This is a genomic window from Bosea sp. 29B (assembly GCF_902506165.1).
GTDB lineage: Bacteria > Pseudomonadota > Alphaproteobacteria > Rhizobiales > Beijerinckiaceae > Allobosea.
The window spans coordinates 64,944-79,858 of record NZ_LR733817.1 but is presented as its reverse complement, the minus strand read 5'-3'; the positions used below and the strand labels follow the sequence as shown (position 1 = coordinate 79,858).

Here is a 14,915-nt window from a genome sequence, read left to right as displayed (position 1 = left end):
AGCCGGCACGAGCCGGACATATTGGTATCAGGCGGGCTTCACGCCAGCCCCATCGTTGCCTTGTGACGCCGCCAGCCGTCGAGCACGGCTGCGGCGATCGTTCCGGTCGAATCTAGCGGTTCGTAGCGGGAGCCATCAAGCTTGCCCTGGAAATGATGCACAGCGCCGTAGCGCTTGAGCGCCTCCAGGAACCTGGCCAGCTTGCCATGGCCGCCATGCGGCTCGAAGACGAGGATCGGTACGCCGGTCGCAGCCGCCTCGCCGATCATGTTGGTGGAGTCGGCCGTGGCGACGATCGCGTCGGCATTGGCGAGCAGCGGAATGTAGGGATTGGCGCCCGAGCCGTCCCACCACCAGCCGCGATGGCGGCGGAAGACCTCGCCGATCGCGGCATCGAGTGCCGGCGGCGTGCGGCGCGAACGCGAGCCCATCAATGCGATGCCCGAGGAGGCGAGTGCGTCGAGCTCGCGCGCGAAGCGCTCGATGTCGTCGGGTCGGAAGGTATGGTGGCGGCTGTCGCCGCCGACGAGCACTGCGGCACGCGGCGCGGGCAGGGCGGCGATCTCAGGCGGAGGTGCGATACGGGCGGTGGCGAGGGCATCCGGCGCGAGCCGGTGCGGCGAGGTGATCGTTACCAGCACGTTCTCGCCGCGCAGGCGGTCATGCTCGGAAACCCAGATCAAATCGGCGGCGCCGGTGCCGGTGCGCGGATCTTTCAGGAAGACGGTGAAGCTCGCCCCGTTCGAGGCCTTCTTGACGGCGCGCAGATAGGCGACGGCGCGGCGGCCCGAGGCGATGGCGATGTCGGGAAAGGGGGGGCGGATCGGGCTCCTCGGCCGGTCGGGCGTATCGCGCGGATCGATCGGCCCACGCGGCATCAGCCAGCTCCAGGGCTTGCCTGGATTGATGCGGCGGATCTCCGGGACGACGCCCATGCGTTCGGCGACGCCGAGGCATTGCACCTCGTCGCCGGCCTTGCCGTCGGTCAAAATCCAGAGGGATGGCATCTTTTCTGTCGGCACGGCGGTTTGGCCCGGGATTGGCGTGGATCGACGCCTTGTAACGCTTCGATGGCCCGTCTACACCTGCGCGTCCGATTTTCAGGAGGATTTGTGCGCGCCAAACTCGACGAGATCGATCTCCGCATCCTCACGGAGCTGCAGAGTGACGGGCGCATGACCAATGTCGAGCTCGCGAGCCGGGTCGGCATCTCGCCGCCGCCTTGCCTCAGGCGCGTCCGCGCGCTGGAAGAGGCCGGCGTGATCACCGGCTACCGGGCGCTGCTCGACGAGCGCAAGCTCGGCATCGAGGTCGTCTGCTTCGCCTTCGTCCATCTCGCCAGCCAGGCCGAAGCCGATCTTGCCATCTTCCAGGAGCGCATCCGCAGCTGGTCGCTGGTGCGCGAGTGCTGGACGCTGTCGGGCGATATCGACTTCATCCTGAAATGCGTTGCGACCGACCTCAAGGCTTTCCAGGACTTCGTCGCCGACCTGACGGCGTTGCCGAACGTCCGCAATGTCCGCACCGCGCTGGCGCTCGACCGGGTCAAGGACGCCCCGATCGCGCCGCTTTAGCGCGGTCGCTCAGCCTCCGAGCGCCCGCCTGATCCATTGCGCGTTGCTGGCGACAAGCGCCTCGATCCGGCGCTGGTCGACGTCCGGTCGATACCAGGCGCCGCCATAGCTCGGCGCCATGATGGCGAGGATCGGGTAGCGGCCGATCTCGCGACCGTCGGCCCCGATCAGCCGAGCCTCGCTTTCGAGCGTATCATTGCCGAGCGTGACGGACTGCCCGCCGGCATAGCACGCCAGGTAAAGCCCGGTGACGGTGACGTACAGGGTCGCGCCGTTTCCAGCGGTGCGCAGGCCGGCGAGCTCGCGCTCCAGCATCGGCCTGATCGCGGCCGCGGTGGCGCTCTGCCCCTTGGCCGCCAGCGGCCCGGTATCGACACGGATCGCGCCGATCGCGACGGGGGAGGCGGTTTGCACGGCCGTCTGGCAGCCAGCCAGCAGGGCTGCGGCGAGACCAGTCAGGATGGCGCGTCGTGCGAGCATGGCCTCAGGCGCCGAGATATCGGCGGATCCACTGGGCGTTGTTTTCGAGCAGCGCGGCGATGCGGCGCTGGTCGACATCGGGGCGATACCAGGCGCCGCCGGAGCTGGATGGCAGCATCGAGCGGATCTCGCGGCTGACGAGCGGGCGGCCACGATCGGCGACCTCGATGATGCTCAGCATGTTGTCGTCGCTGCCGCCGCCGCCGTCGCCGTGCATGCCGCCGCCGACACCCGCGCCGAGCCAGAGGCTGAGCACAGTGACATGCAAGGTCGGGCCGCCGCGGGGGCGCAAGGGGAGGAGCTCGCTGGCGAGCCTGCTTTCGAAGGCCCGGGCGATGCCGGGGGCGTTCTCGCCCCAGCCGAGCGGGCCGAGGCTGCGGGCGTCGACCTTGATCGCGCCGATCGAGACCGCCTGCGCCAGGGCCGGAAACGAAACGAGCCCGCCGGCGGCGAGCGCGGCAGACCCGGTGAGAAATGCGCGACGCGTGGTCATGGCGTGGTCTCCGGCAGGCAGGCCTCTAATCTAGGAGCTGCCGCCGGGCTGGCCAAGTCACCCCGCTTGCTTAGCGGAAGGCGACGTTAACGACCTCGTAGGACTTGCCGCCGCCGGGCGTGTTGACATGGACGGAATCGCCGACCTTCTTGCCGATCAGCGCGCGCGCGATCGGCGAGCCGATCGAAACCTTGCCGGACCTCACATCCGATTCCGGCTCGCCGACGATCTGGTAGAGCTTCTTCTCTTCGGTATCGTCGTCGATCAGCGTGACGGTCGCGCCGAACTTGATCGTGTCGCCGCCGAGCTTGCTGACATCGATGATGTCGGCGCGGCCGATCAGCGATTCCAGCTCCATGACACGGCCCTCGTTCAGCGACTGGGCTTCCTTGGCGGCATGGTATTCGGCGTTCTCCGAGAGATCGCCCAGCGCGCGCGCCTCGGCGATCGCCTGGATGATGCGCGGGCGCTCGACCTGCTGGCGCTGCTTCAATTCGACTTCGAGGGCGGCGAAACCGCCCGCGGTCATAGGAACCTTTTCCATCGTCCCGTCCCAGTTATAGAAAAACGACCGATGTGCGCTGGCCATGGCCAACGCACCCCGTGTCGCTTTCGATCGTCAGAAAACTACTTCGCCGCGCTGCCGGTCAGGCGGCGCGGGCGAAATAGGATTGCAGCGACCTCACTTCGAGATCGCCGCTGCAATAGGCCTTGATGCCCTCCGCCGCGGCGATCGCTCCGGCCAAGGTGGTATAATAGGGCACCTTGTGCAAGAGGGCCGCGCGGCGCAGCGAGCGCGAGTCCGCCAGCGCCTGTGGACCGTCGGTGGTGTTGAAGACGAGCTGGATCTCGCCGTTCTTGATCGCGTCGACGACGTGCGGGCGGCCTTCCAGCACCTTGTTGATCTTGCTGGCGCGGATGCCGTTGTCCTGGAGCAGGCGCAGCGTGCCGCCGGTCGCGACGATCTGGAAGCCGAGCTCCGCGAGGACCGCGATCGAGGGCAGGATGCGCGGCTTGTCCTCGTCGCGGACCGAGACGAAGACCGTGCCCTTGACCGGCACCTTCGAGCCGGCGCCGAGCTGGCTCTTGGCGAAGGCGACATCGAAGGAGCGGTCGAGGCCGATGACCTCGCCGGTCGAGCGCATCTCCGGTCCGAGCAGGACGTCGACGCCGGGGAAGCGGGCGAATGGGAACACCGCCTCCTTCACGCCGACATGCTGGAGCTTTTCCTGCTTCAGATCGAAGCTCGCGAGCTTCTCGCCGGCCATCAGCCGCGCAGCGATCTTGGCGATCGGCTTGCCGATCACCTTGGCGACGAAGGGCACGGTGCGCGATGCCCGCGGATTGACTTCGAGCACATAGATCTCGCCGTCCTTGATGGCGTACTGCACGTTCATCAGGCCGCCGACGTCGAGGGCGAGCGCCATCGCCTTGCTCTGGCGCTCCAGCTCGGCGATCAGCTCCGGCGAGAGCGAGCGCGGCGGCAGCGAGCAGGCCGAATCGCCGGAATGGATGCCGGCCTCCTCGATATGCTCCATGATGCCGGCGATGAAGGCGTCCTTGCCGTCGCAGAGACAGTCGACATCGACCTCGATCGCATCGGAAAGATAGCGGTCGAACAGCAGCGGGTTCTTGCCGAGGACGGTGTTGATCTGCCCGGTCTTGTCGTTCGGGTACTTGGCCTTGACCTCGGAGGGGATCAGCGAGGGCAGGGTGCCGAGCAGGTAATCCTCGAACATCACCTCGTCGCGGATGATCGCCATGGCGCGGCCGCCGAGCACATAGGACGGGCGCACCACGAAGGGCAGGCCGAGCTCAGCCGCGATCAGGCGGGACTGCTCGACCGAATAGGCGATGCCATTCTTCGGCTGCTTGAGATGGAGCTTGTCGAGCAGGCGCTTGAAGCGGTCGCGGTCCTCGGCGAGGTCGATCGCGTCGGGCGTGGTGCCGAGGATCGGGATGCCGGCCTGCTCCAGCGCATGGGCGAGCTTCAGCGGGGTCTGGCCGCCGAACTGGACGATGACGCCGTGCAGCGTGCCGGCCTGCTTCTCGGTTTCGAGGATTTCGAGGACGTCCTCGGCGGTCAGTGGCTCGAAATAGAGTCGGTCCGAGGTGTCGTAGTCGGTCGAGACCGTCTCGGGATTGCAGTTGACCATGATGGTCTCGTAGCCGGCGTCACGCAGGGCGTAGCAGGCATGGCAGCAGCAATAGTCGAACTCGATGCCCTGGCCGATGCGGTTAGGCCCGCCGCCGAGGATGACGACCTTCTTGGCGTCGGAGGGCTTGGCCTCGTCGGCCGGCGCGCCGGCGAAAGGCATGGCGTAGGTCGAGTACATATAGGCGGTCGGCGAGGCGAACTCGGCGGCGCAGGTGTCGATGCGCTTGTAGACAGGACGTACCTTCAGCGAGCGGCGCAAGGTCCGGACATCGGCCTCGCTCTTGCCGGCGACGGCGGCGAGGCGCTTGTCGGAGAAGCCCATCGCCTTGAGCTGGCGGAAGGCGACCGGCGTCTGCGGCAGGCCGTATTTGCGGACCTTCTCCTCGGCGTCGACGATGCCGCGCATCTGCTCCAGGAACCAAGGGTCGATCTTGCAGCTCTCATGGATCTGCTCGTCGGTGAAGCCGGCGCGCATCGCCTGGGCGACCTGCAGGATGCGGTCCGGCGTCGGCGTCGAGAGCGCCGCCTTGATCGCGTTCTTGTCGTCGCCATGGCCGACGCCCTCGATCTCGATCTCGTCGAGGCCGTCGAGCCCGGTCTCCAGCGAGCGCAGCGCCTTCTGCAGCGACTCCTGGAAGGTCCGGCCGATCGCCATGGCTTCGCCGACCGACTTCATCGCGGTGGTCAGCGTCGGTTCGGCGCCCGGGAATTTCTCGAAGGCGAAGCGCGGGATCTTGGTGACGACGTAGTCGATCGTCGGCTCGAACGAGGCCGGGGTGGCGCCGCCGGTGATGTCGTTCTCGATTTCGTCGAGCGTGTAGCCGACGGCAAGCCGTGCCGCGACCTTGGCGATCGGGAAGCCGGTGGCTTTGGACGCCAGGGCGGACGACCGCGACACACGCGGGTTCATCTCGATGACGATCATCCGGCCGCTCTCGGGATCGACCGCGAACTGGACGTTCGAGCCGCCGGTCTCGACGCCGATCTCGCGCAGCACCGCCAGCGAGGCGTCGCGCATGATCTGGTATTCCTTGTCGGTCAGCGTCAGCGCCGGAGCGACGGTGATCGAATCGCCGGTGTGGACGCCCATCGGGTCGATGTTCTCGATCGAGCAGACGATGATGCAGTTGTCCGCCTTATCGCGAACGACCTCCATCTCGTACTCCTTCCAGCCGAGCACGCTCTCCTCGATCAGCACCTCGCTGGTCGGCGAAGCATCCATGCCGCGCTCGACGATGTCGATGAATTCGCCCTTGTTGTAGGCGATGCCGCCGCCGGTGCCGCCCATGGTGAAGGACGGCCGGATGATCGCCGGCAGGCCGATATCCTCCAGCGCGTCGAGTGCGGCGCCGAGCGTCTTGACGTGGTGCGAGCGCGGGGTCGAGAGGCCGATCTTGGTCATCGCCTCGCGGAAGCGCTCGCGATCCTCGGCTTTGTCGATGGCGTCGGCGGTGGCGCCGATCATCTCGACGTCGAACTTCTCCAGCACGCCCATCTTCTGCAGCGAGAGCGCGCAGTTGAGCGCGGTCTGGCCGCCCATGGTCGGCAGCAGGGCGAAGCCGCCGGGCAGGACGTTGCGCTCCTTCTCGATGATCTTGGCGACGATCTCCGGCGTGATCGGCTCGACATAGGTCGAATCGGCCAGGTCCGGATCGGTCATGATCGTCGCCGGGTTCGAGTTGACCAGGACGATGCGATAGCCCTCGGCCTTCAGCGTTTTGCAGGCCTGGGTGCCGGAATAGTCGAACTCGCAGGCCTGGCCGATGATGATGGGGCCGGCGCCGATGATCAGGATCGTCTTGATGTCTGTGCGCTTGGGCATGGTCTCGACCGGTTCCGTGCGGGCGCGCACGGCCCCTCCGTTCGAAAGGAGCGGAAGCCAGCGAGCGCCAAAGATGAATGCTAGGCGCTCGCTATAGACGCCGCGAGCGGCGGGGGGAAGCGGAAAGCGCTGCTTCCTGTCATGCGCGCACAGGTCATGCGCGCACAGGTGGCGCGTTTCTCCCTTTGCGCAGTTGAGTGGTGGCGGGCGGGGTATAGCATCGGCTTCCGCGATGGCGTCGAGCCGGTTCGCGCCTGAGCCCGGCCACGCCCTCCCAACCAGAGGAGCTTGGCCATGCGTCAATCCGATCCGCAGAAGCTCGATGCCCTTGTCGGACGCCTCGTCGGAGACGTCGGAGCCTGCGTCACCGGCTCGCTCATCGTCCTCGGCGACCAGCTCGGCCTCTACAAGGCGATGGCCGATGGCAAGCCGGTCACCGCTGCGGAGCTCGCCAGCAAGACCGGCCTCAAGGAACGCTATGTTCGCGAATGGCTCTCCGCCCAGGCCGCGGCCGAGTACGTCGACTATGACGAGGGCAGCGACAGCTTCAGCCTGTCGCCGGAGCAGGCCATGGCCTTTGCCGAGGAGGGCAGCCCAGCCTTCTTCGCCGGCGCCTTCGAGATCGTCCAGTCGATGTGGGTCGACGAGCCCAAGGTCGAAGAGGCCTTCAGGACCGGCTCAGGGCTGGGTTGGCACGAACACAGCAACTGCCTGTTCCGCGGGACCGAGCGCTTCTTCCGGCCGGGCTACAACACCAATCTGGTGAGCAGCTGGATTCCGGCGCTGGACGGCGTCAAGGCCAAGCTCGAGGCGGGAGCCGTCGTCGCCGATGTCGGCTGCGGCCATGGCGCCTCGACCATCCTGATGGCGCAGGCCTATCCGAAGTCGCGCTTCTACGCCTTCGATTATCATGGCCCCTCGATCGAGAAGGGCAGGGAGGCGGCGGATAAAGCCGGCGTCGGCGATCGCATCGTCTTCGAGCGGGCCAGCGCCAAGGACTTCCCGGCGGCGAGCTATGATCTCGTCGCGATGTTCGACTGCCTGCACGACATGGGTGATCCGGTCGGGGCAGGCCGCCATGTCAGGGAGACGCTGGCCGAGGGCGGAACCTGGATGATCGTCGAGCCCTTCGCCCACGACAATCTCAAGCAGAACATCAATCCGGTCGGCCGAATCTTCTACGGGGCCTCGACGATGATCTGCACGCCGGCCTCGATGGCGCAGGAGGTCGGGCTCGGGCTCGGCGCGCAGGCTGGCGAGATGCGCTTGCGCAAGGTCGCGCTCGATGCCGGCTTCACCCGCTTCCGCCGCGCCACCGAGACGCCGTTCAACATGGTGTTCGAAGTCAGGGCCTGATCTCGGGGCCTGCGAATCCTGTTTCGATCAGATCGGTAGGAGACCCGCTCGCTCTGCGAGCGGGTGGGTCACGCATGCTCATTTTCGCAGTGCGTCGCTTGGTAAATTCTATTGCTAATGCAAACTAGTTGCATTTACTTTGAGGGGAGCGACCTGATTTGAGAGGGAAGGGGTGCACGTCATGCAGACGATGATCCCGGTCATGGCACCGGCTTTGGCCCCGCTCTGCGAGGTGCGCTCGATCCTGAAGGGCGCTCGCCTGCGGCCGACACGCCAGCGTCTCGCACTCGGGCGCGTGCTCTTCGCCGACCGGCACCGGCATGTCGCCGCCGAGGATCTCTTCCGTGATGTCGTGGTCAGCGGCGAGCCTCTGTCGCTCGCAACCGTCTACAACACGCTCAGGCAGTTCTGCGCCGCGGGGTTGATCCGCGAGGTTGCGACGCAGGGCGGGCGTTCGCAATACGACACCAGTGCCGGCGACCATCATCATTTCTATGTCGAGGAAGAGGATCGGCTGATCGACATCCCCGGCGAGACGATCCGGCTCGATCGGCTGCCGGCGCCGCCCGCAGGTCATCGTATCGTGGCCGTGGACGTTCTCGTCAGGCTGAGACGTGTGCCTGCTCGGGAAGGAGAGATCGCAGCATGAGCAGGCTGCCTATGTCGGCTATGGTCGACGATGCCGAGTGGACCCGCCTGACCGTCGCCGCAAACGATGCCTTCCGACGCGAACAGATCTGCGAAGCGCTCCTTCTCTATCGGGATGCCCTGGCGGAGGCGGAGCGCCTGTTCTGCAATACCGAGATCGTAGGCTCGCCGGTTTCTGTGGCGACGATCTATGTGATTTCCTGCCAGAACCTGGCGGAGGCGGCGCGGCTGACCGGCGAGCCCGGCGCTGCTGAGAGGTGGTCGCTGCAAGCGTTCGAGCGGCTGGCGGCCGCCGCCGAATCGCCGGCGACGCCGCTCAGCCTCCGCCTCGACTGCATGCGCGACCTCAAATTCGCCTTCCTCAATCTGGTCGAGGGGCGGCGCGAGGATGTGGCGTTCCACCTGGAGATGGAACGCCTGCTCGCACGCGGGCGAGGCGTCGTCGCCTGCGTCATGGGCGTGGTCGAGCGATTGGCGACCTTGCCCGCCGGTGAACTCAGGCTCTTCGATAGCGTTACAGGGCGGCCGTCCTGAGCGCTTGCGCAGCAGCGCGCTTGCGCCGTTGCGTCGCGATCAGCAGCAGGCCGAGTGCGCCGAGTTCGCAGGCTGCCCCGACGAAACCGAGCTCCCAGGAGGCGCCGTGGCGCAGCACTTGCTGGCCGAGCGCGGCGCCGGCGGCGATGCCGACATAGAGCGCCGAGGCGTTGAGCGAGAGCGCGACTACGACTGCATCCGGCGCCATCGCGGCGAGGCGCGACATCTGCGAGGGATGGCCGGCCCAGCCGGCGCCGCTCCAGATCATGAGGATTACCGGCAGGACGAAGATCGCCACCGCCGGCGGCAGCGTCACCGCGACGAGCGAGGCGGCGGCGAGCGAGGTTGCGAGCAGGGTCAGGACGAAGGTCAGCGTCGGCACCGGGCCGAAGCGGTCGCTGGCCTGGCCGCCCCACTGGTTGCCCAGCGCCGAGCCGATGCCGGTGACGACCAGCGTCGCGCTCAGCCAGTGGCCGGAGATGCCGGCATGGGCCGAGAGGAAGGGCGCGACATAGGTGTAGAGCGTGAAGGCACCGGTGGTCCAAAGCGCAGTTGTGCCGAGCGCCAGCAGGACATCGCCGCGGCGCGCGACCTGCAGCCGTTCGGCGAGCGTGTTGGCACCGCGGGGCAGGCCGGCCGGCATCTTGAACAGCAGGCCGGCGAGCGCGAGCGCGCCGAACAGCGCCACGACCAGGAAGGGGAAATGCCAGCCGAGCGTGGCGACGGCGGTGCCGAGCGGCACGCCCAGAATCAGCGAGACCGTCATGCCGCCGGTGACCAGTGCGATTGCGCGGGCCCGTCTCTCGGGCGGAACGAGCGCCACCGCGACGGCGTTCGCCGCCGGCATGAACACGCCTGAGCCGAGCGCCATGACGATGCGTGCCAGCATCAGCCAGGCGAAGTCGCTGGTGAAGGCGGCGAGGAGATTGGCGAGGGTGAAGACCGTGAGCGAGCCGACCAGCACGAGCTTGCGGTCGAGATTGCCGAACAGGGTCGAGAGCACCGGCGAGCCGATGGCGTAGGCGATGGCGAAGATCGAGATCAGCAGGCCGGCCGTGTCGACGCTGACGCCGAAGGCTGAGGCCAGGTTCGGCAGGATGCCGGTGATGACGAGGCTGCCCGTGCCGATGGCGAAGGCGCCGCCGGCCAGCAGGAGGAGACGGATATCCATGGCAAAGGGCTCCGTGGGGAGTGCCGACAATTTCAATGATCGTTGAATCATGGGCGTCGGCTGACCATGAGTCAATCCTATTTTCAAGGATCATTGAAACTTGTCAGGAGCGGCCGATGCAATTAAGCCGGAGGTGATGAAGCAGCTCTTCCACCCCGAGATCGAGGACGTCGTGCCGGCCGACGTGTTCGCGGCGCTGGGCGACCCGATCCGGCTCGGCATCCTGGTCTCGCTCGCCGATTGCGACGAGGTCGACAAGGCGCGCTGCGGTGCCTTCACCGAGCTCGCCTCGCCCTCGCTGCTCTCCTACCACTTCGCCAAATTGCGCGAGGCCGGGATCACGCGCTCGCGGGCGGAAGGGACGGTGCGCTTCCTCAGCATCCGCCGCGAGGACTTCAACCGGCGCTTCCCCGGCCTGCTCGACAGCGTGATCGAGACGGCGCGGCGCGATCCGTCGGTGCCGCGGATCAAGCTCGACGTCTGATCGCGCGGCCGGCAGGTCGACGTTACGGGATGAGTATCGTCGAGCCGGAGGTCTTGCGAGCCTCGAGGTCGCGATGCGCCTGCGCAGCGTCGGCGAGCGGGTAGGACTGCAGCGCCGCGATCTTGACCGTGCCGTCTGCGACGACGGTGAACAATGCGTTGGCGGCAGCTTCGAGGTCCTCGCGCTTGGCCATATAGGTCGCGAGCGTCGGCCGCGTTACGAAGAGCGAGCCCTTGCTGGCGAGCTGGCCGAGGGCGAAGGGCGGAACCGCTCCAGAGGCATTGCCGTAGCTGACCATCAGGCCGAGCGGGCTCAGGCTGTCGAGCGATGCCTCCCAGGTGTCCTTGCCGACCGAATCGAAGACGACCGGAACGCCCGCGCCATTCGTGATGTCGCGCACCCGTTCGGCGATGTTCTCCTCGCGATAGAGGATCGTATGGGCGCAGCCATGGGCGCGCGCCAGCGCCGCCTTCTCCTCGCTGCCGACGGTGCCGATCACGGTGACGCCGAGCGCGCTCAGCCATTGGCAGGCGATCAGCCCGACGCCGCCGGCCGCGGCATGAAAGAGCACGGTGTCACCGAGCTTCGCCCGATAGGTCCGATGGATCAGGTAATGAGCCGTGAGGCCCTGCAGCATCATCGCCGCCGCCTGTTCGTCCTTGATGGCGTCGGGCAGCTTGACCAATGGCGCGGCCGGCATGATGCGCGCTTCGGCATAGGCGCCGGGCGCTCCGCCGGCATAGGCGACGCGGTCGCCGGGCCGCACATTGGCGACGCCGTCGCCGATCGCCTCGACGGTGCCCGCGGCTTCCAGGCCAATGCCGCTCGGCAGCGGCAGCGGGTAGAGGCCGCTGCGCTGGTAGACGTCGATGAAGTTGAGGCCAACGGCCGTCTGGCGCAGACGGACCTGGCCCGGGCCGGGGGCGCCGAGCGCGGCGTCCTCATAGCGCAGCACTTCGGGGCCGCCATTCTCGTGGATGCGGATCTGCTTGGTCATGGCAATGTCTCGTTAGGGAGCGGATGGGGGCGTCTGGGTGCGCGAGGCGAGGTCACACCTCGCCGGCGGCCTCGATGTCCTTGAGATGCTGGCGGAAGCCGTAGGCCGGGTTCTGCGCCCGCGTCGTCAGGTACTGGTCGAAGCGCGTCTGGCTGCGGTAGCTGCGGCCGGCGCGCATCGCCGCGAGCTGGCGCGCCTCGGTCTCGCGATAGCCGATCGCGGCCGCGACGATGTCCTCGATCCGGCTTTCGGGGAGGAACAGCACGCCATTGCTGTCGGCGGCGACGTAATCGGTCTCGGCGATGCCGTGCTGGCCGACCAGCGCCTGGTGGAACAGGTCGTGCGGGCGCGGATGCAGGCGCTGTGGCCCGGTCGGCAGCGCGCCGAGGCTGAAGACAGGCAGGCTGATCTCGGCGAGCTCGCGATTGTCGCGGTGCAGGCCCCAGATCACGAAGCCGGCGATGCCCGCCGCCTTCGCCTCGATCGCGACGATGTCGCCGATGCAGGCCTCGTCGAGGCGCCCGCCATTGTCGATGACGATCACTTCGCCCGGCGCAGCATGCTCGAGCAGTTCGAAGAAGACGTCGATGCTGCCGACATGGCGGACGGGACGGGCGCGGCCGCGCAGTTCCATGTCCGGCGCGAGCGGTCGCAAACCGGCGGGCGCGAAACGGATCGGCACGCCGCAGCGCAGGCAGCCATCTGCCAGATGCGGGGTGGTGAGCGTCTTCAACTGCGCGATCAGATCGGACTTCATGCGCTGTCCTCCATGGTCTGGTCCGGCCGCGAGGCCGCTGGACAGGACGCTAGCAATGCGAGATCATTCAGAATAACGAAATGATCATAAGTCTGGCTTCAGGAATTCGGGTCGATGTCGGCGAATTTCGATATGGACGCGCTGCGGGCGATGGTGGTCGGGGTCGAGCTCGGCAGCTTTGCCCGCGCCGCGACGCAGCTCGGCCGGTCGCAATCGGCGGTCAGCATGCAGCTCAAGAAGCTGGAGGAGCAGGCGCGGCGCCCGCTGTTTCGCCGTGACGGCCGCGGGCTGGTGCCGACCGAGGCTGGCGAGGCGCTGCTGAGCTATGCCCGCCAGATCATCGCGCTGAACGACGAGGCCGCGGCGGCCGTCGGCAACAGCGCGGGGGCGGCGACGGTGCGTCTCGGCCTGCCGCAGGACTTCTTCGAGGACGTGATGCCGGAGGTGCTGGGACTGTTTTCGCAACAACGCCCGAATTCCCATCTCGAAGTCCGCGCCGGGCGCAACTACGCGCTGGAGGAGGAGGTGCAGGCCGGCCGGCTCGATGTCGCGCTCGCCTTCTTCAAGGCGGGTTCATCGACGGCCGGCGCGCATGTCGCGACGCTGCCACTGGTCTGGCTGGCGGCTGAGACCATGCCCCCGCCCGGCTCGGCCGAGCTCCCGCTCGTGCTGTTCGACCATCCCTGCCTGTTCCGGCAGACCGCGCTCCAGACCCTCGACCGGGAGCGCCTGCGCTGGCGGATGGCGCTGACGACGCCGAGCCTGCCGGGGCTGTGGGCCGCTCTCGGCGCCGGGCATGGCATCTCGGTGCGGACCCGCCACCGCCTGCCGGGCACTGTTCGCGATGTCGCCACCGAGCATGGTCTGCCGGACCTGCCGCCGATCGAAGTGCGCCTGCTGGCATCGGGCGCGCGCACGCCGGCGGCCGGAGCTCTGCTCGAGATCGCGACGGATGTCGTCCGCAGGCTGGTCGCGGAACCGGCGGCTGCGGCCGGCTAGATCAGCCGCAGCAGGGGCAGCCGGGGCCGAAGACAGCGCGGCTGCCGAGCGCCGCCAGCTTTCCGCGCCAGCCCGGTACCTTCTCCTTGATCCGGGCCATTGTCCGCTCGCGGTCGAGGCGGGTCGGGCGGCCGTCCTCCACGACGATCGCCCCGTCGACGATGCTCGTCACCACGTCGCTCGCACGGGCGTAATAGACCAGCGCGGCGTAGTCGCCGTAATAGGGCTGGAGGTGCGGGCGGTCGATGTCGACCATGATCAGGTCGGCCTTCTTGCCCATTTCCAGCGAGCCGATCTCGTCCTGAAGGCCCATGACGCGGGCGGCGCCGATCGTGTGCAGTCCCAGCGCCTGCGCGCAGGAGAGGGCGGTGGGGCTCCCCAGGCGCAGCCGCATGGCGTTGAGGGCGTTGCGCATGCCCTCGAACGGGTCGTTCAGCATCCAGTCTGTGGCGAAGCCGGTCGGGATGCCGCGCGCCATGATGTCTTCGAGCGGCGGATAGCGGCCGCGGCGCGGATAGATCGTCGGGCAGTGGGCATAGGCCGCGCCGCTGTCCTCGACGGCGTCGAGATCGCTCGTCCCGGCGAAGACGAGATGGGCGAGCACGACATCCGGGCCGAGCATGCCGACATCCCTGAGGAACTCGACCGGGCCGCAGCCATGGGCCGCCTTGATCTGCTCGACCTCGGCCGCGCTCTGGGCGGCGTGGATATGCATGCCGATGCCGAGCCGGTTCGCCTCCGCGCGGGCGGTCCTGAGCAATTCCGCCGAGCAGGTGTCGGTGGCGTGCGTGCCGATACGCGCGGTGATGCGGCCATCGTCGGCGCCGTGCCAGCGCTCGGCGAAGGCGACGCCATCGCGCAGGCGCTCCTCGCCAATCGCTGCATGATGGGTGTAGTCGCCGCGCCAGAGCTCGTGCAGGCGGACGTCGAAGACCTTGTGGGCGATCTGGGCGCGCAGGCCGCAGGCCTCGACCGTTTCGGCGAGCCGGTGCGGCGCGTACCAGATGTCGTTGATGGTGGTAATGCCCGACTGGAGCATGTCGGCGCAGCCCGCTTCCGCCAGCAGCGCCCACTCGTCCTCCGTGATGTCCTTCTCCATCCGGAAGGCGACTTCGAGCAGCGCCGCCTTGGCGGCGTGGTCGTCGGTCTGGCTGCGGAAGACCAGCGAGGCGGCGTGCGAATGGCAGTTGATGAAGCCGGGCAGGACGGCGCGGCCGGCGCCATCGATCGTGCGGGCCGGCGTCCAATGTCCCTCCGGCTGGCGCGGGCCGGCATGGAGGATACGCCCGCCGGCGATCGCGACCTCGCCATCGGGGATCACCGGCATGCCGGGGCTGATTGGATAGAGGAATTCGGCGCGCACCAGGAGGTCGATCTCGATCATGGCGCGGGCTCCGCGGTCGGCTTGGATGAGCGAGCTTAGGGCGCGTGCTGTGGAAGGC

The 14,915-nt window shown here is 67.8% G+C and carries 15 protein-coding genes; 6 read left to right on the top strand and 9 right to left on the bottom strand.

Translation table 11 applies throughout. The features are described 5' to 3' along the window. Positions 1-38 precede the first annotated feature (38 nt). Positions 39-1,007: a mitochondrial fission ELM1 family protein gene (locus GV161_RS00440; RefSeq protein WP_152012353.1), complete on the bottom strand. Its 969-nt coding sequence runs from the start codon at positions 1,005-1,007 to the stop codon at positions 39-41. Between the two features lie 105 nt (positions 1,008-1,112). Here GV161_RS00440 and GV161_RS00435 point away from each other — a divergent pair, with 105 nt between their 5' ends. Then, complete coding sequence (locus GV161_RS00435; protein ID WP_091842906.1) at positions 1,113-1,574, top strand: Lrp/AsnC family transcriptional regulator; 462 nt, start codon at positions 1,113-1,115, stop codon at positions 1,572-1,574. A 9-nt stretch (positions 1,575-1,583) separates the two neighbouring features. On the opposite strand, the gene GV161_RS00430 is transcribed toward GV161_RS00435, so the two are convergent. The 4 genes from GV161_RS00430 to carB all read right to left on the bottom strand — a co-directional run bounded on the left by GV161_RS00430 (position 1,584) and on the right by carB (position 6,527). Beyond that, positions 1,584-2,054, bottom strand: a complete 471-nt coding sequence (locus GV161_RS00430; RefSeq protein WP_152012354.1) for a hypothetical protein — start codon at positions 2,052-2,054, stop codon at positions 1,584-1,586. A 4-nt stretch (positions 2,055-2,058) separates the two neighbouring features. Continuing rightward, on the bottom strand, positions 2,059-2,547 hold the full coding sequence (locus tag GV161_RS00425) for a hypothetical protein (protein WP_152012355.1): 489 nt from the start codon (positions 2,545-2,547) through the stop codon (positions 2,059-2,061). 70 nt (positions 2,548-2,617) lie between these two features. Further along, positions 2,618-3,091 carry a transcription elongation factor GreA gene (gene greA, locus GV161_RS00420; RefSeq protein ID WP_152012356.1) on the bottom strand — a complete coding sequence of 158 codons (474 nt, stop codon included), beginning with the start codon at positions 3,089-3,091 and terminating at the stop codon, positions 2,618-2,620. 103 nt (positions 3,092-3,194) lie between these two features. Next, complete coding sequence (gene carB, locus GV161_RS00415) at positions 3,195-6,527, bottom strand: carbamoyl-phosphate synthase large subunit (RefSeq protein ID WP_152012503.1); 3,333 nt, start codon at positions 6,525-6,527, stop codon at positions 3,195-3,197. 294 nt (positions 6,528-6,821) lie between these two features. On the opposite strand from carB, the gene GV161_RS00410 reads away from it, so the two are divergent. From GV161_RS00410 to GV161_RS00400, 3 genes are all read left to right on the top strand, one after another. Then, positions 6,822-7,883, top strand: coding sequence for a methyltransferase domain-containing protein (locus tag GV161_RS00410; protein WP_152012357.1), 1,062 nt, complete (start codon positions 6,822-6,824; stop codon positions 7,881-7,883). Between the two features lie 181 nt (positions 7,884-8,064). Then, positions 8,065-8,532, top strand: a complete 468-nt coding sequence (gene irrA, locus GV161_RS00405) for an iron response transcriptional regulator IrrA (protein ID WP_152012358.1) — start codon at positions 8,065-8,067, stop codon at positions 8,530-8,532. A 20-nt stretch (positions 8,533-8,552) separates the two neighbouring features. Further along, a complete protein-coding gene (locus tag GV161_RS00400; RefSeq protein ID WP_152012359.1) occupies positions 8,553-9,065 on the top strand; it encodes a DUF2753 family protein in 513 nt (170 codons plus the stop codon). On the opposite strand, the gene GV161_RS00395 is transcribed toward GV161_RS00400, so the two are convergent. After that, a complete protein-coding gene (locus GV161_RS00395; RefSeq protein ID WP_159650082.1) occupies positions 9,046-10,236 on the bottom strand; it encodes an MFS transporter in 1,191 nt (396 codons plus the stop codon). The genes GV161_RS00400 and GV161_RS00395 overlap by 20 nt on opposite strands. A 136-nt stretch (positions 10,237-10,372) precedes the next feature. Here GV161_RS00395 and GV161_RS00390 point away from each other — a divergent pair, with 136 nt between their 5' ends. Beyond that, complete coding sequence (locus tag GV161_RS00390; RefSeq protein WP_152012361.1) at positions 10,373-10,720, top strand: helix-turn-helix domain-containing protein; 348 nt, start codon at positions 10,373-10,375, stop codon at positions 10,718-10,720. Positions 10,721-10,742: 22 nt separating this feature from the next. Here GV161_RS00390 and GV161_RS00385 read toward each other — a convergent pair whose 3' ends face one another. Beyond that, a complete protein-coding gene (locus GV161_RS00385) occupies positions 10,743-11,717 on the bottom strand; it encodes a quinone oxidoreductase (RefSeq protein ID WP_152012362.1) in 975 nt (324 codons plus the stop codon). A gap of 52 nt (positions 11,718-11,769) precedes the next feature. Then, positions 11,770-12,474, bottom strand: a complete 705-nt coding sequence (locus GV161_RS00380; protein ID WP_152012363.1) for an RraA family protein — start codon at positions 12,472-12,474, stop codon at positions 11,770-11,772. Between the two features lie 114 nt (positions 12,475-12,588). On the opposite strand from GV161_RS00380, the gene GV161_RS00375 reads away from it, so the two are divergent. Next, complete coding sequence (locus GV161_RS00375) at positions 12,589-13,473, top strand: LysR family transcriptional regulator (protein WP_152012364.1); 885 nt, start codon at positions 12,589-12,591, stop codon at positions 13,471-13,473. A gap of 1 nt (position 13,474) precedes the next feature. On the opposite strand, the gene GV161_RS00370 is transcribed toward GV161_RS00375, so the two are convergent. Continuing rightward, on the bottom strand, positions 13,475-14,857 hold the full coding sequence (locus GV161_RS00370) for an amidohydrolase family protein (RefSeq protein WP_152012365.1): 1,383 nt from the start codon (positions 14,855-14,857) through the stop codon (positions 13,475-13,477). Between the last annotated feature and the right edge of the window lie 58 nt (positions 14,858-14,915).